Source organism: bacterium 336/3, assembly GCA_001281695.1.
Classification (GTDB): Bacteria; Bacteroidota; Bacteroidia; order Cytophagales; family Thermonemataceae; genus Raineya.
In genome coordinates this window covers 3,378,535-3,395,083 of record LJIE01000001.1, presented here as the reverse complement: position 1 = coordinate 3,395,083, position 16,549 = coordinate 3,378,535, and the positions used below count along the sequence as shown (strand labels likewise).

The 16,549-nt window shown below is 31.9% G+C and carries 21 protein-coding genes; 13 read left to right on the top strand and 8 right to left on the bottom strand.

Features of this window, described 5'->3' with window-relative positions; all coding sequences use genetic code 11:
• Window positions 1-49 precede the first annotated feature (49 nt).
• The 3 genes from AD998_15990 to AD998_15980 all read right to left on the bottom strand — a co-directional run bounded on the left by AD998_15990 (window position 50) and on the right by AD998_15980 (window position 3,039).
• Window positions 50-898, bottom strand: coding sequence for a hypothetical protein (locus tag AD998_15990; GenBank protein KOY88249.1), 849 nt, complete (start codon window positions 896-898; stop codon window positions 50-52).
• Between the two features lie 48 nt (window positions 899-946).
• The gene (locus AD998_15985; protein KOY87438.1) at window positions 947-1,651 is read right to left on the bottom strand and encodes a hypothetical protein; all 705 of its coding nucleotides are present in this window, start codon (window positions 1,649-1,651) and stop codon (window positions 947-949) included.
• A gap of 92 nt (window positions 1,652-1,743) precedes the next feature.
• On the bottom strand, window positions 1,744-3,039 hold the full coding sequence (locus AD998_15980) for a hypothetical protein (protein KOY87437.1): 1,296 nt from the start codon (window positions 3,037-3,039) through the stop codon (window positions 1,744-1,746).
• A 187-nt stretch (window positions 3,040-3,226) separates the two neighbouring features.
• Here AD998_15980 and AD998_15975 point away from each other — a divergent pair, with 187 nt between their 5' ends.
• From AD998_15975 to AD998_15940, 8 genes are all read left to right on the top strand, one after another.
• Entirely contained in the window at window positions 3,227-3,556 is a 330-nt protein-coding gene (locus AD998_15975) for an ArsR family transcriptional regulator (protein ID KOY87436.1), read from the top strand.
• 24 nt (window positions 3,557-3,580) lie between these two features.
• Window positions 3,581-4,621, top strand: a complete 1,041-nt coding sequence (locus tag AD998_15970) for an arsenic resistance protein ArsB (protein KOY87435.1) — start codon at window positions 3,581-3,583, stop codon at window positions 4,619-4,621.
• Between the two features lie 17 nt (window positions 4,622-4,638).
• Window positions 4,639-5,448 (top strand): arsenite S-adenosylmethyltransferase, encoded by an 810-nt coding sequence (locus AD998_15965; protein KOY87434.1) that lies wholly within the window; start codon window positions 4,639-4,641, stop codon window positions 5,446-5,448.
• Between the two features lie 104 nt (window positions 5,449-5,552).
• Entirely contained in the window at window positions 5,553-6,215 is a 663-nt protein-coding gene (locus AD998_15960; GenBank protein KOY87433.1) for a hypothetical protein, read from the top strand.
• Window positions 6,216-6,335: 120 nt separating this feature from the next.
• Window positions 6,336-7,385 carry a hypothetical protein gene (locus AD998_15955; protein ID KOY88248.1) on the top strand — a complete coding sequence of 350 codons (1,050 nt, stop codon included), beginning with the start codon at window positions 6,336-6,338 and terminating at the stop codon, window positions 7,383-7,385.
• 9 nt (window positions 7,386-7,394) lie between these two features.
• Window positions 7,395-7,856, top strand: a complete 462-nt coding sequence (locus tag AD998_15950) for a hypothetical protein (protein KOY87432.1) — start codon at window positions 7,395-7,397, stop codon at window positions 7,854-7,856.
• A gap of 94 nt (window positions 7,857-7,950) precedes the next feature.
• Window positions 7,951-8,523 carry a hypothetical protein gene (locus AD998_15945; protein KOY87431.1) on the top strand — a complete coding sequence of 191 codons (573 nt, stop codon included), beginning with the start codon at window positions 7,951-7,953 and terminating at the stop codon, window positions 8,521-8,523.
• 135 nt (window positions 8,524-8,658) lie between these two features.
• A complete protein-coding gene (locus AD998_15940; protein ID KOY87430.1) occupies window positions 8,659-9,402 on the top strand; it encodes a hypothetical protein in 744 nt (247 codons plus the stop codon).
• Between the two features lie 349 nt (window positions 9,403-9,751).
• On the opposite strand, the gene AD998_15935 is transcribed toward AD998_15940, so the two are convergent.
• From AD998_15935 to AD998_15915, 5 genes are all read right to left on the bottom strand, one after another.
• Window positions 9,752-10,285 carry a hypothetical protein gene (locus tag AD998_15935; protein KOY87429.1) on the bottom strand — a complete coding sequence of 178 codons (534 nt, stop codon included), beginning with the start codon at window positions 10,283-10,285 and terminating at the stop codon, window positions 9,752-9,754.
• A 44-nt stretch (window positions 10,286-10,329) separates the two neighbouring features.
• A complete protein-coding gene (locus tag AD998_15930) occupies window positions 10,330-10,677 on the bottom strand; it encodes a hypothetical protein (protein ID KOY87428.1) in 348 nt (115 codons plus the stop codon).
• Between the two features lie 86 nt (window positions 10,678-10,763).
• Window positions 10,764-11,480 carry a hypothetical protein gene (locus tag AD998_15925; GenBank protein KOY87427.1) on the bottom strand — a complete coding sequence of 239 codons (717 nt, stop codon included), beginning with the start codon at window positions 11,478-11,480 and terminating at the stop codon, window positions 10,764-10,766.
• Complete coding sequence (locus tag AD998_15920; GenBank protein ID KOY87426.1) at window positions 11,477-12,058, bottom strand: Crp/Fnr family transcriptional regulator; 582 nt, start codon at window positions 12,056-12,058, stop codon at window positions 11,477-11,479. Before AD998_15920 ends, AD998_15925 begins: the two co-directional genes overlap by 4 nt.
• 152 nt (window positions 12,059-12,210) lie before the next feature.
• A complete protein-coding gene (locus AD998_15915) occupies window positions 12,211-12,678 on the bottom strand; it encodes a hypothetical protein (GenBank protein ID KOY87425.1) in 468 nt (155 codons plus the stop codon).
• 197 nt (window positions 12,679-12,875) lie between these two features.
• On the opposite strand from AD998_15915, the gene AD998_15910 reads away from it, so the two are divergent.
• From AD998_15910 to AD998_15890, 5 genes are all read left to right on the top strand, one after another.
• A complete protein-coding gene (locus AD998_15910) occupies window positions 12,876-13,700 on the top strand; it encodes a sterol desaturase (protein KOY87424.1) in 825 nt (274 codons plus the stop codon).
• 146 nt (window positions 13,701-13,846) lie between these two features.
• Window positions 13,847-14,224 (top strand): glyoxalase, encoded by a 378-nt coding sequence (locus AD998_15905; GenBank protein KOY88247.1) that lies wholly within the window; start codon window positions 13,847-13,849, stop codon window positions 14,222-14,224.
• Window positions 14,225-14,390: 166 nt separating this feature from the next.
• Window positions 14,391-14,984, top strand: a complete 594-nt coding sequence (locus AD998_15900) for a hypothetical protein (protein KOY87423.1) — start codon at window positions 14,391-14,393, stop codon at window positions 14,982-14,984.
• Window positions 14,985-14,993: 9 nt separating this feature from the next.
• Window positions 14,994-15,269, top strand: a complete 276-nt coding sequence (locus AD998_15895) for a hypothetical protein (GenBank protein ID KOY87422.1) — start codon at window positions 14,994-14,996, stop codon at window positions 15,267-15,269.
• Window positions 15,270-15,293: 24 nt separating this feature from the next.
• On the top strand, window positions 15,294-16,541 hold the full coding sequence (locus AD998_15890) for a hypothetical protein (GenBank protein KOY87421.1): 1,248 nt from the start codon (window positions 15,294-15,296) through the stop codon (window positions 16,539-16,541).
• Window positions 16,542-16,549: the final 8 nt, after the last annotated feature.

The window sequence follows — 16,549 nt, the reverse complement described above, 5'->3', positions numbered from 1 at the left end:
GAAAGCAGATATTCCAGCGTGTTTCAACTCCACTATCACACAAGTTTTTTTATTTTAACTTACTAAATTCAACAAATTTGTACTCTGGGGAACTTTCTAATAGTTGTCGTAGAATGGAAGCATGTCCATTTCCAAATATTACTAAAATTCTATCCTGACTACTTTCTGTTATCTCTTGTAATTTTCTGAAAATTCGGAGATTTCTATTATACCACCAAATAGATAAAATATCTGCACCTCGTTGATTTTCAAGCTTGAAATCTCCAATTAAATAAGCTCCAAAACCTAATTTATGATATTCATCTGAATTTATCATTTTGAAATATTTAAGTAAATTCATTTTTGATGGTAATTTGTCTTCATAATGAAACATTTTACTGTACATTTCATTATATTTATCGTTGCTCTGAAAATCAAAATCTTTAAAAATTTTTTGAATAAAAACGGAATCAACTTTCATTAAATCATTATCCAAAGATTCGGCATCAATGCTGTAAAGTGTATCAAGTTGAAGTTCGGTTGCTATCCGCATGGCAAGCTGAAATCGTTCATCTCGTTCATTCTTAAATTCACCCTTCTTATATTTTTTTAGTTTTTCAGTTGCTTTCCAATTGGGAAAAGCTTCAATGGCAATTTTTGTAGGCTTAAACTTTTTGATATAATTGACCAATTCTGTTATTTCTTTCTTTTTTGGCTCAGTTAAGACATCAATTTTATCTTCATTACTGGTTTTATTGACATCAAGGTTGGGGTAATCAAAATGAAATGTTCCTACAACTAAAACGTGGGCTTTTTCCTTAGGGAAAAATGATGAGAGTTTTTGAATATTTTCGGTATTTTGACATAGTACAAACTGAGAATTTATGAAGAATAATAGCAGAAAAATAAAATATCTCATCATTTTTAGGATTGATTTTTGAATGTTTTGATAATAGAAAACAACTATTTATTCAGGTTTTACAGAACTTGTTCTACTATCTGAACTTTTTACATTAAAAGGCTTTCCTCTGTAACGAACAGCTCCTGTTCCACTAATATCTACATCCAAGCTGTTTTTAGCATGAACTTTGGCATTACTTGTTCCACTAATATCCATGGATACATTTTGCCCCACCAAATCAAAAGCTTTGATATTGCTGGTGCCACTCATATCGTAGTTTTGAGAAGTAGCTTTCCCTTGTAGAGTTATATTTCCAGCACCTGATACATCGACATTCAATTTTTCTGTTTCAAGATTCAAATTTATATTTCCAGCTCCTGATACATCTATTTTCAAAGAACTACTTTTTAAGGTACCTTCATTTTTTAAATTTACTGCTCCAGAGTTTTCAATGCAATCAATGTTTTTGTAATACACTACAATTTTAGGGGATTGACGAATATTTCCGTGACGTTTGTTGTCTTTGAAACGAACATGAAGCATATTTCCTTTCACTTCTGTGACGATATCCTCATTAGGAACGTCTTCTGAGCCTGTTACAATTACTTTGGTTTCGTTACTATTTTGTAATGTTACTTCATAAGCTCCTGAAAAAGAGACTCCTGAAAAGTTACCAACTGAACGTGTCTCTGGAGTTTGGGCGATAGCAGTTTGATAACTCAATACTGAGGCTAATAATACTGCTGTAATAATGGCTGTTATTTTTTTCATGGCAATTGAAATTTAAAAGTGTTGATTTATACTATTGACAATACTTTTTGAGAGAAGTTGCATCAAAAAGAAAAAATATTTTAAAAGAATCATTACTTTTCAATAAAGAATGATGGTTTTGTTTCGTTGACATAAATCCAACCATTGTAATATTCCCACAAATTTGCTTTTTCATCTCTTGCAGTGTAACCTTTTTCTGTATCATTGGATTTATCATAGGTAGCCTGAACTTGCCTGTAAAATGGTTGTTTTAATAAAAATTTATTTACCTCTTTATTTTGGATAGCCTCATCAAGGGATAAGAAAAAACTTGAATATTTTAAATTTTTGAAGACACTAGCAGTGGAGCCACTGTCGGCTTCATTGACAAAAAAATTCGTGTGTTTTCTTTCCTGCTCATCAAATGCTTTAAATCCCCCTTTGTTAAAATCAAAGCCAATACTATAATAATTAACATCATTGTTTCGAGATAATAAATATCCCAACGATTGATACTTTAAGTTTTCTGTATCTGAAATATATTTCATTATATGCCCATTATGCCCCCATAAAACAACTTTATTTGCTCCACACATTTGTCTTACTTTTAAAACTGTATGATACATCAGGCTATCTCTTAAGCCATAAAACTTTTTCCAGTCCCCACTTAACCATAATTGCTTGGTATTTAATAGATTTAATTTAATAAGTTCTTTTTTAATAGGTTCAAGTTGGTTAGACGCTTCTTCTAATTCCTTGATTAAGTAATCTACTTTTTGAACTATGGTATCGTTCCAAAAAGTATAAAGTTTATAAGATTTATCCATAGTTTGTAACTCTTTAATTGTATTAGTTGTGCGTTCTTTTTGTGGAAGAATCTCTTGTAAATTTAAAAGGCACCCTTTTATTGATTGCACATCAAAGCCCAAAAAACTAACTTTACTGTTATCAGATACTTTTTCATTGTATTTCTTTACATATTCAACCAGCTCTAATACTTCATTGACTCTATATATCCATGCTCCAAAGAAATTTAAGGCACCTTTAGCATCACCTTTTCCCTTTAACACATATTCATTAAGTAAAAAAGTATTGCCTAAACTTTCTTCAATCATAATTAACTTTAATGAATGGTTTTCTATTCCATATTTGATAATTTGACTTTTTATTTTAAAAAAATCACTTGTTCCGTGAGTACCTTCACCTAAACCAACTATTGAATATTTAAAAATTTCATCCTCTTTTCTCTTAAAAGCATTTTTTGTTAAGAACTCATTAGCTTCAATAGGAACAATGAGTTTATTTAAGCTATTTATAAGTTTTTTAGAACTAGTGGTTTGTCCATAAGAAAGGTAATTATAAAAGGTGGTTGCCAAAACCAAAAGCAGTGATTTTGTTAAATTACTCATGTTTTTTGTCGGATTTAGTATTGAAAAATTAAAATTATGTATGTCTCAATAATGTTTAAAAGTGTTGATTTTAAACTATTGACAACACTTTTTGAGAGAAGTTGCATCAAAAAGAAAAAAATATTTTAACAAATTTTTTTTAGGTAAAAATATTAATCGTAATATTGCAATATATAAATAAAGAAAAATGGGAATTACAAAAACAGAAAACTTTACAGAAACACAAAATGAACTGGCTGTATTGCTCAAAGCATTGGGACATCCTGCCAGAATAGCCATTGTAGAGTACTTACTAAAAGTAAATACGTGCATTTGTGGTGATATTGTAAATGAATTGCCTCTTGCACAAGCTACCATTTCACAACACCTTAAAGAGCTCAAAAATGCAAAACTGATAAAGGGAAATATTGAGGGAACAGCTGTTTGCTACTGTTTGGATGAAAAAACTTTTGAAAAAATCCAAAATTTTATGGATGGATTCCTGAAAGTTCTAAAATCTAAGAATGGATGTTGTTAAACAAATCAAATTTTTTAAAATCTCATGCAATCAAGGCTCAAATTTTTAGATAAATACTTAACCCTTTGGATATTTCTAGCAATGGCATTTGGGGTAGGACTAGGGTATTTCTTCCCAAGTGTAGCTCAATTTTCTAACATGTGGTCTGTGGGTACAACCAATATTCCTTTAGCCATTGGTTTGATACTCATGATGTATCCACCTCTTGCCAAAGTTGATTATTCTAAAATTATGATAGTTTTTAAAAAGCCCAAATTATTAATCATTTCGATGCTTATAACTTGGCTAATAGGGCCTTTTCTAATGTTTATACTAGCTACAACATTCTTAAAAGAACATACAGGATACATGACAGGTCTGATAATCATAGGCTTAGCTCCTTGTATTGCGATGGTGATTGTATGGAATGAGCTAGCTGGTGGCAATAGAGAGCTTTGTGCTGGACTAGTGGGTATCAATAGTCTTATCCAAGTGTTCTTTTTTAGTTTGTATGCTTATTTCTATTTGGAAATAATGTTGCCTTTATTTGGTATAGAAGGGCTTAGTCTCAATATTACAATCAGTGAAATAGCTAAAACTGTTGTTATTTATCTTGGAATACCCTTTTTTGCAGCGATATTGAGTCGTTGGTGGCTTATGAAAACCAAAGGTGAAAAATGGTTTCATCAAAAATTTATACCTGCCATTTCTCCAATTACTTTGTATGCTTTACTTTTTACAATTGTGGTGATGTTTAGCTTAAAAGGAGAAACCATTGTAACCATTCCTTTGGATGTAATAAAAGTAGCAATTCCTCTGGTTATTTTCTTCATCATCATGTTTTTCTTAACATTTTTGGTTGCCAGACTTTTTGGTGCTACATACGCAGAAAACGCTACATTTTCATTTACAGCATCAGGCAATAATTTTGAATTAGCAATAGCCGTTTCCATTGGTGTATTTGGAATACACTCTCCACAAGCGTTTGCAGGTGTGATAGGTCCTTTGGTAGAAGTACCTATACTGATTCTGCTGGTAAAAGCTAGCCTATATCTTCAACAAAAACTATATCATAAATCTATATAAATCAAAATTTTACAATTATGAAACAAAATGAAGAAAATCTCAAAGAACTCGTAAAAGAGAAATATGGTATGATTGCCAATCAGGAAAAAGAGGAAAACTTAACTTCTTGTTGTGGTTGTGGTACAAGTTGCGATACAACTTATACCATTATGGCTGATGATTACAGCAATTTGGAAGGATACAATCCTGATGCTGATTTGGGGCTTGGTTGTGGACTGCCCACTGAATATGCTCAAATGAAAGAAGGAGATACCGTTATTGACTTAGGTTCGGGAGCAGGAAATGATTGTTTTGTAGCAAGAGCCATAGTAGGGGAAAAAGGCAGAGTAATTGGTGTAGATTTTACAGAAAAAATGCTGGAAAGAGCTCGTGAAAATGCTCAAAAATTAGGTTTTACCAATGTAGAATTTGTACAAGGAGATATTGAAAATATGCCTTTGGATTCAGAAATAGCAGATGTGGTAGTCAGTAATTGTGTATTAAATCTTGTTCCCAACAAAGAAAATGTACTCAATGAAACTTATAGAGTACTAAAAAAAGGAGGACATTTCAGTATTTCTGACATTGTATTGCGTGGAGATTTACCAGAAGGCTTGCAAAAAGAAGCAGAAATGTATGCAGGTTGTGTCTCTGGAGCTATTCAGAAAGATGAATATTTAGCTCTTATCGAAAAGGCTGGATTTACAAATATCAAAGTACAAAAACAAAAGAAAATATTCTTGCCTGATAGCATCTTAGAGCAATATATTTCTAAAGAACAGATACAAGAATTCAGAGATAGCAAAATAGGTATATTAAGTGTAACTGTTTACGCCGAAAAAATATAATAAATCATTTAATGAGGAGATACAATCCTCCTTTTCTAAAAAAATAATCATTTATTATCTATATAAATATGAAATATCTATTACTTCTACTAACTCTGCCATTTATGAATTTGGATGTACAAAACCCGCCAAAACCCTTACTCTCAAAACTCAAAAAATATGTACAAAATATTGAGAATGAGTTTGCTTCAATTCCCCAAGAACGTCAGGAAAATCTTAAAAAAATAGCTCAATATATTTCAGAGAAGCAGAGAAAAGGAGAAAAAACAGAGGTAATTGTCATTTGTACACATAACTCTCGTCGAAGCCATTTGGGGCAAGTTTGGTTACAAATAGCTGCTTATTACTATGGCTTAGAAAATATTACTACTTTTTCGGGTGGAACGGATTCTACGGCTTGTAACCCCAGAACAGTAAAAGCTTTGCAAAGGGCTGGGCTTTCTATCAAAAATATTTCTGAAAAAACAGAGAAAAACCCTAAATATGTAGCTCAATATTCTGAAAAAGCTCCTGAAATGTGGTTGTTTTCAAAACATTATGCTTCTACTGCAAACCCTCAATTAGGCTTTTTTGCTTTGCTTGTTTGTAATACAGCAGACGAGGCTTGCCCAATTGTAAAAGGAGCAGATCAAAGAGTTTATCATGGTTATGAAGACCCCAAACGTTCTGATGGAACGCCCCAAGAAGACCAAACCTATGATGAACGTTGCAGACAAATTGCTACCGAAATGTTTTTTGTGATGTATGAAGTAAAGAAAAATAAGTAACATCCAACAACTAATATTACTAAATGACAGCCATTGTTTGTGAAATCGCAAACAATGGCTATTTTTGTATAAAAAAATTAAACAGCTATTTATATGAAATGGAGTATTTTGATAGGTGGAATGTTACTCACAAGCATTACATTTGCCCAAAATGATAAGAAAAAAGAAGAATCTATACTTACATATCCACAAGAAAAACATTTTAAAAATCTACGTCAGCTTACTTTTGGAGGTAACAATGCTGAAGCATACTTCAGCCCTGATAGCAAGAAAATAGTTTTTCAGTCAGATTATAAGGACTGGGGGGTGTCTTGTGACCAGATTTTTACTGCTGACATCAAAAAAAGCAATATGAAGGCAAAAAAACCTCAGATGCTTAGCACTTCAAAAGGTAGAACTACCTGCTCTTATTTTATGCCTGATGGTAAAAGCATTGTATATGCTTCTACACACCTGCAAGATGCTCAATGTCCTCATGTACCCGAAAGAAAAGACGGAAAATACGTATGGGCAATTTATGAGAGTTTCGATATTTTTGTGAGTGATATGAAAGGAAATATCAAGAAGCAACTTACCAACGAAAAAGGCTATGATGCTGAGGCAACGGTATCGCCAAAAGGAGATAAAATTGTGTTCACCTCTACTCGTTCAGGAGATTTGGAGCTGTGGGTAATGAATATAGATGGCACAGGCTTAAAGCAAATAACCAACGAATTGGGTTATGATGGAGGAGCATTTTTCTCGCCAGATGGCTCAAAAATTGTGTTTAGAGCATCTCGTCCAAAAACAGAAATGGAAGTGAAAGAGTACAAAGAACTATTGGCTCAGGGACTTGTACAACCCACCAACATGGAAATTTTTGTTTGTAACGCAGACGGAACAGATTTAAAGCAAATTACAAATCTTGGAAAAGCGAATTGGGCTCCGTTTTTTCACCCTTCTGGCAAGAAAATCATTTTTAGCTCTAATCACCATTCCAAAAGAGGGTATAATTTTAACTTGTTTATGATTGATTTGGATGGTAAAAACTTAGAGCAGATTTCTCATGATACAGTTTTTGATGCATTTCCGATGTTTTCGCCTGATGGCAAGAAAATTATTTTTAGCTCCAACCGAAACAATGGAGGCACGAGAGACACCAATTTATTTATAGCTGAATGGGCTGATTAAAAGACAGATATGTACTTTCAAGAAAAAATAGAAACCCTCAAAAAGATATTCAAGTCTTCGGATTTTAAAGTACCTTTTACAGATGCTACCAGCATCTTGAAACAGATAGAAAAGCATTTTATTATTCAAAAAAATGTGGAGACTGACCTTAACAATGTAGGGCAGTATCATAATCAGTGGGCTACAAATATCCGCCAGAAAATAGAGTTGAGGCTGGGCTATTTGCATTATATGCAATACCTAGAAAAATTAGACCTTGAAACAAATTATTGGGTGGTTTTAGCTTTCGAAGCCAAACATCAGGTTTTTGACTGTAAACTCAAAGCTATGCAATCTTTGGTACTGGCAGGTAAAACAGATTTTTTTGTGATAGACAAAAAATATAACTGGTTCACCTATTTTGCCCTTGATAAAGAAGGAAGTCTTTACAAAGCCTATAAATCAGGAAGCGAAAAGACTCCTTTTGAATAGTTAAGTATTTTATGCTACATGAATAACACTTGACATGGCGGAAAAATTACAACACAAAAACATAATTGTCTTTTCACACAACGATTTTTAAATAATGGTAAAAAACAGACTAGAAGCTTTTAGCGATGGTGTACTAGCTATTATAGTAACCATTATGGTACTTGAACTGAAAGTGCCAGAAAGTAGCGAATGGAAAAGTTTATTTCATTTGTATCCTAAGTTTTTGAGTTATGTACTTAGTTTTGTAATGGTTTTAATCTATTGGAATAATCACCATCATTTATTTCATAGTATTCATAAAATAAATGGCAAGGTGATGTTAGCTAATGGTTGTTTGTTATTTATGCTTTCTTTACAGCCTTTTGCAACAGCATGGATGGGCGAAACTCACTTTGCAAAAAATCCAGTTATATTTATGGCTATTATATTGCTATTAAGTGGAGCATCTTACTCTATACTAGTTAGAACTTTAATTCATGCCAATGGTGATAATAATTCTACTTTGGCAGTAGCTGTGGGTAAAGATTTTAAAGGAAATATTTCATTAATTGGCTATACTTTTTCTATAATTATGGCATTTTGGCTTCCAGTAATTTCAATTATGATTTTTTTTGCGATAGCACTAATGTGGTTAATTCCTGATAAAAGAATTGAAAAACAAATTTAATAAATAGACTATAAGCTTTTAAGCCATGTCAAGTGTTATTCACCTGACATAAAATGATATAGATTTTTTTAAAAAAACATATATATTACGTCTATTTAGAAGTCAGAGTTGAAATTATAAAAAAACGAAACGAAAATGAATGAGGACATTATCAAAAACGGATTTTGGAATACTGAAGAATATAATGATTTTAATATTGAGATAACCACTTTTCTTGAAGATTATAAACCTAATGAAAAATTAAGACTTTTAATTACACAACTTGAACATAACCCAATAAAGAGAAAATTAACTGCAACCCAATCAAAAAAGTTAATTGAAAGTTGGTGTGTTAAACTTCCTGATTTAAAAGAGGTTAAATATCTTTGGCTTCCATCAAGAGTGTCTCAAAAAATTTTTGACAGTATTTGTGAAATGGAAAATCTAGAAGGACTTTGGATTAAATGGAGTGGAATAGAATCTATCAATAATATCAATAAATTAAAAAATTTAAAACACTTACATATTGGTAGTTCAAGTAAAATAGAAGATATCAATGTTTTGGGTGAAATGAAAAATTTAATAACACTTGAAACTGAACAACTGAATCACATTACTGATTTTTCAGTAATTGGAAAACTTACACAATTAGAAGGTTTAGGAATAGATGGAAGTATTACAACTGCTCAAAAAATTGACAATATCGAATTTATGAGTTCTTTGCAACAATTAAAATATCTAACTTTAGCACATGTGCAAATGAAACAAAAATCATTCGATTCATTGCTCAAACTTCAATATCTTGAAAGATTTCTTTGTGATGATAATTATCCCAAAAAAGAATTTGAAAAATTAAAAACTATAAAAACTTTGAGATTTGGAAATATAGAAACACTTTGAAAAGAACTAAAAGAAAACCTTCATAAATAACTTTGGAAAATAACAACATCTAACAGCAGTACAAACCTTTTGTGGTAACATACCAACCACAAAGAGTTGGCTTGGTCAAAAAGACTGACCAAGAGATAGTTGATAGTTTTAGGAATAGTTTGAATTTGAAAAATGATATACAATATAGTCGTTTTTTGATATTTATAAAAGTCTCAATAAAAAGATGTTAATGTCTACAATTAAGTTAACATTAACATCTTTTCTTATGATATTCAACAAACCGAAAGGAAATTATAAAGAAGCAAAAAATGGTTAATATAAAATTATTAAACTGACGAAATTTATATACTCATATTATCTACTTCTCTACTGCTTTTTTTAATAAATCTAAACCCTGTTGATTTGTTTTCTCCATTCCTGATTTAGCACCAAAAAGCCACATGAAAAATGCATCAATCAGACCTGATTTGAGTTTAAAATCCTGTTTTACCTCAATACCATTCACTGTTTCCGTGAAATAATAGTCAAAGGATGGTTTGGCTACAAATGGTTTTTGTATGTCACATCTCATTCCTACAAACTTGTAATCTTCAATTTTTACAATTTCTTGATAACCTAAATCTTTACCTTTGTTGCCTTCCCAATGATATTGAGCACCAACAGAACCGTCAATTCCTTTTACTTCGTATTTTTGGTTTGGGTCTTGAGCCAAAAAAGGAGACCATTTAGGGAAGTTTTTTAGATACCTTACCATATCAAATATATTTTCTTTTGAGCCTCTGATGGTAACTGACTTAATGATTTGAATATTGGTAAGTCCACTAGCTTTATATAAACCAAAGCCTATGAATGCAACAAGTGCAATAGCTATTATGATTACTGTATTTGTCATGTTTTTATTTGTTTTACGTTAAATTTAAGTTGTTTATGAATAGCTTACATAGGTTGGATATCTCTGATTTCAACAGTTCCACCCATTAATAAAATAGGGCAGTCCTTTGCCATTTCTACAGCTTCATGAATACTGATGGCTCTAACTACCATATTGCCTCCAAGTACTTGTTTGTCTGAAATATGAAAACCCTCATTCACAGATTTGTTAGAAAAAACTTGTACACCTTCAAAACCAAGTTGATAAGTACTTACTAGTTTTTCTTGAATTGCGATGTTTCCAATGAAAGCACCCCATTGTTGATGCATTTCATTTATTTGAGATTCTGTCAGCTGTTGGTCATTATTTGGCTCATAGCGAAACAATAACATAAATTCTTTTTTCTGTACCATTTGAAAACCATTTAATGTGTTAATGAATGATACAAAGATTGAATTCTTTTATTTATACAATCTTGTCATAGGACAAGAAAAAGCTTTTATACAGAAAAATTTTTAATTTTTTTGAAAATAGCCCAATGGATAAATAAAATAGTAGGAGGTGCAAATGCAGGGATAATACAAAAAGGAAATACAGCCAATGTATCAACACCCATAGCGTTAGTATCTATGGATATTTTTGTTAAAATATTTGCTGCAATGGCAGTAAATAGAATATCAACAGTACCAAAAATATTCCAATAAAAAGTGAGCTTTTTGGCATAACTTCTTTTATTTTGAATAGCCTTTACTACAAAAATGCTACTAATGGCAGTAAGGATATCACCAAATCCAGCAATGAATGCAAATGGTTTAGGTAAAGCATCGTGTATGGCAAGTAAGACAAAGAATACGCCTATCAAACGGAATATATGTAGTTGAATAAGATTTTCTAAAAGTACATTTTCAATAATATTTTGGTATGTTTTAGTATTTAACAAGACTCCAAAAAGAAAAAGGGCGTATGGAAAAGTAGTAAATAAAAGTACTTTAGGAGGAAGAGAAACCTCATTAAACCATCCATTTAAACTGGCGAAAGAAATGTATGTTAAGTATAATATAAAAAAAGCAACTATTAGTGGAAAAGCCAATGTATGTTTTATTCTTTCAGCTTCTTTGCGAATCAATATTGCAATCAGAATAAAAGGTAAAGGAATTGCAATGAGGAAGGCTATTGAAATCCATTGAGGAACAAAGTATTGAGTCAAGGTATTCATTTATGGTCTGTTATTTCTTTTCTGATTCTACTTAATGATGTATCTGTAATACCTAAATATGTAGCAATTTGTTTTAAAGGTACATTTTTTATAATATCAGGTTTTGATTTCAAAAGGTTTAAGTATCTTTCCTTTGCAGGGTCGGCAATAATAGAAATAGAATGATTTTTTAATTCAAAATAATTATTAACTAACCGTGTACGACCAACTTCTCTAAAAGCTTCTATACTAAAAAGCTTCATGAAATTTTCAAAACTAATTTTCCAAGCAATACAAGGTGTTATAGCCTGAATGTTTTCTCTACATTTTGTTTTTAAAAAATAAGAGTGCCAATCTATCACAATATCAGAAGAACTGAAAAACTTGGTACTTATATCATTACCTTCTAAATCTATTACATAAGATCTAGCAAAGCCACTTTCCATAAAATAGTAAAAATTTGCGGTTATGCCTTCTTGTATTAAAAAATCGTTTTTAGCAAATGCGACTTTTTGGTATTGAGATAAAATGTTTTCTAAATCTTCTTTTTTAAAATTCTGCTCATTAAATATTGTTTTTAAGAAATGCTTTTCATCCATACATGGAAATATTTATGATGTGAAGTTTTAATTTTTTAAGTAAGCCAATATTAAAATTGATAGAAAACAGGGTTTTTTAATGTACAAAATAAGAGCTTTTATTGATAAAATAAAAAAAGGGAAAGCTGATTTCCCTTCTAATGATTATATTCTTACTTTTTCTTACACCCTTCTTTTCTACGAGTGTCAGTAATTTGGATAATCTGCCAGCCAGCTTCGGTTTTGGCTAACTGAAAAGCGTTCACTCCACAATGACTAAATTTTGTACCTACATAAAACTCATATTCAGTCCAAACAGTTGCTAAATTATCATCCACTTTGATGTCGTAGCTCAAGAGTTTTTCATCATAGATTTCAGGATGAGGTGTCCCCACAGATTTTACAAAATTATCAATATTGTCTGTTACTAGCATGGGCTTTTTTTCTTTGTTAAAAAATGTAGTTTGAAGCCTTGCAGAAGAATGAAACACTTTTCTTAGGGCTGTGCTATCACCTTTTCGCATGGCATCAAAAAGGGCGTCAACGGTTTTACGAACTTCTGTTTGTGCTGCTTTATTATTTTGAGCAAAAACAACTGTACAGAAACTAAAAAAAGCAAAAGAGAGCAGTAAACTTTTCATACAAATGTTGGTTTTCTAACTTAAACGGCTAAAAAACATAACTATTATTTTTTTCTTGAAAAAAATGCTAAATTTAGGAATTGAACAAAAACTTACACAACACAAACCTTATAGGTTTTTAAGTGATATTTATAACTGTATATTGATTAACAAATATTTATAACAATAAACCTATAAGGTTTTAACGTATTTGAAAAATGGATGCAATTATAAACTATTTTACAAGCATTCCGAGTTCACACAGAGCAGCTATTTTAGTAGGAGGGCTTGTATTTTTTTGGATGATAGAAAGTATCATTCCACTCTTTAGAATGCAGTATGGTAAATGGAAACATGCAGGAACTAATATTTTCTTTACTGTAACTACAATTGTTATCAATTTTGGTTTTGCTATTCTCATTCTTAAAACCAGCGATTGGGCTGTGGCTAATGGTGTGGGGCTTCTGCAAATGATAGAAATGCCTTTGTGGGTCATGATGCTTGTAGGACTCATGGGACTTGATTTGATAGGAGCGTATTTTATTCACTGGATGCAACACAAAGTAAAATGGATGTGGCAGTTTCATTTGGTACACCATTCCGATAACCATGTAGATACCACAACTGCCAATAGACACCACCCTGGTGAGAGTGTATTCAGAGCTGTTTTTACGACAATTGCTGTACTTGTGATGGGTGCACCCATGTGGCTTGTGATGATGTATCAGAGTATTTCGGTAGTGCTTTCGCAGTTCAATCATGCCAATATTAGTTTGCCTGTTTGGCTCGATAAAATTGTTAGCTTTCTAATTGTATCACCCAATATGCACAAAGTGCATCATCATGAAGCCCGCCCACTTACAGATACCAATTATGGTAATATTTTTGCCATTTGGGATAGAGTTTTTGGAACATTTGCAGCAGTAAAAGATACTCAAGAACTTGTTTATGGCTTAGATACTCACCCTAATCTGCAAGAAAATGCTCAACTGGATAGCCTGCTTAAAATGCCATTTCAACCGTATCGTCCGCCTACCAAATAATTTTGCTACTTTGAAATGAATCTGAGCTTGAAAAATAGAAACAAAGAATGAAACAAATTAAAAATATATTAGTAGTGACCATTTTGGGACTTTTTGCTCAACTGCTAACCTCTTGTGATGATAATTCAAAAACTGTAAAAAATATTATGGTAAAAAAAACTAATCCTGTTGTTTATTTTGAAATACCTGTTTACAACATTGAAAGAGCAATGAAGTTTTATAAAGAAGTATTCACCTTTGACTTTAACAAAGAAACCATTGATAATAATGAAATGGCATTATTTCCGTTTGCTGAGAAAAAATCAGGTATTTCGGGTGCATTGGCAAAAGGTGAAATTTATAAACCTACAAAGAATGGAGTAGTGATTTATTTCAACACAGAAAACATCGATGAAACATTGAAATTAGCAACTTCAAATGGTGGAAAAATGTTATATCCTAAAACAGACAATGGAATTGGACTTGTTGCAGAATTTGAAGATACAGAAGGAAACAGAATTGCATTGTACCAATCAAAAAAATGACACAGAACCAAAAACCTATCAACAAATAAGAATTATTCATTCTGATAAAAACCTATGAGGTTTCTGTTAAAAAAATTAAATACTTATGTTACAAATACTTCTATTGTGTGGACTGATGATGCTATTATCTACAAAACCTACCAATCTTACGGAGCTCCGAAACACCATGAAATCGGGGAAAGAAGTAAAAATTGTATGTTATGGAGATAGCATTACCTATGGCTTTGAAGATGTGAAAAACGCTCCTTATCATCCTTATCCACAAACTTTAGAAGATTTACTTGTCAAAAAGTATAAAAATCAAAAAATTTCAGTAGTCAATGAAGGTCATAGTGGTTGGCGAAGTGACCAAGCCACCAACAAAGCAACAGAATTGGTATTAAACCAAAAGCCTGATGTAGTATTGTTAGATTTTGGTATCAATGATGCGTACAGTGATTTTACAGAAGTTTATTTCAAGAAGAAAATGACAGAACTTGTAAAATCTGTAAAAAAAGATGGAGCATTGGTCGTTATTTTAAGCCCAACACCCATTAACACGAACAAAAGTAATATGGTAAAAGCTTATATTCCTGTTCTTGAAGCCATTGCTAAAGAACAAAAAGTTTTATACTTCGATTTACACAATGCTATTTTGAAACGAACCATCAAAGAAAGAAAGAAACTTTCTGATATTTTACCTGATAATATCCACTTTTCCAATGAATATTATCCTTGGCTTGCTGAAGAGATATTTAAGTTTTTGAATAACGCTTCTTAGAAATATAAAATGAAAATCTTTGAAAATAGAAAATATACAGAGTTATTCATCCAAAATCATAGGGAGAATAAGAAAACAATTGAAGAAACACTATGGATACTAAAGGAAGAAGGAGCAAATCCAATAAATTGTGTGATGGTTTTGGTAGATAATTTAAAATTATCTATTCAAGAAGCAGATGAAATTATTCTTAACTCAAAGGCATGGGTTCATTTGAAAAATAGTTCAATAAGGTTTAGAGAAGAGTTTGATGATTATTTAGAGAACTTAGACGAAAATACTTAAATTTGTCAAGATATTTTCAGCATTATGAAGGTTTTACACACAGCAGATTGGCATTTGGGGCAGAAATTCCATGACAAGGAACGTTATGATGAACATCAGGCATTTTTAGACTGGCTACTGACGACCATTAGAGAGCAATCTGTGGACTTATTGCTTATTTCAGGAGATATTTTTGATATTGGTAACCCACCCAATCGAGCAATAGAACAATATTATAATTTTTTGGCAAAATTTCTTCAGGAAACGCCCTGCCAACATGCTATCATTACAGGAGGAAATCACGATTCTATTTATAGCCTCAATGCTCCAAAAGATTTGTTGAAATTTATGAAACTTCATATTATTGGTGGAGCAACTGATAACCTTGAAGATGAAATAGTGGAGATAAAAGATAAAAATGGAAATATAGAGGCTGTAGTTTGTGCAGTGCCGTTTTTAAGAGATAAAGATATTAACTATAACAAAGCAAGTCTGAGCCAAGCAGAACGAGAAAAGCATATTTTAGACTCTATTACACTTCATTATCAGGAGCTTGCAAAAATAGTAGAAGAACGAGGCTATCCAAATTTACAAGTACCGCTTATTGCAATGGGGCATTTATTTGCACAAGGAGGCAGACACTCCGAAGAAGAAGAAACATCGGAGGGCGAGAAAAATATTTATATCGGAAATTTAGGAAAAATACCTGCTGAAGCCTTTCCTGAAACGTTTCATTATGTAGCTTTGGGGCATTTGCATCGTTCACAGAAGGTAGGAGGCAAAGATCATATCCGTTATTCAGGTTCTCCGATTCCTTTGAGCTTTAGTGAACGCAAAGACGAAAAATCGGTGTTGCTGATTGAATTTGAAAAATCAGAGATTAAATTTATTAAAAAAATACTTGTTCCGCAAACTGTGCATAAACGCCTGATTCGTTTTGAAGGAACTTTGGAGCAAGTTTGTAAGGCTATTAAAAACTTTGAAACAGAACAAGAAACATGGGTTGAGGTGCTTGTTCGCCTTGAAAAGTACAACCCACATGCCAAAGCGATTATTGAAGAAGCTGCTGCCCAAAATCCTAAAATACAAATTATTAGAAGTATTGCTTTGAGCGTACACTCTAGCAGAGACGATTGGGCAAAAATCTATGAACATCAAAATCTAAGCGAACTTTCTGTTGAAGAGGTGTTTTTAGAGCGTTGTAAGAAAGAAAATTATGTTGCTAAAGAAATTGATGATGACCTTTTACCTCTTTTCAGGCAATTGATACAGGGCTTTGAAGAAAATGGATAATTTAGAAT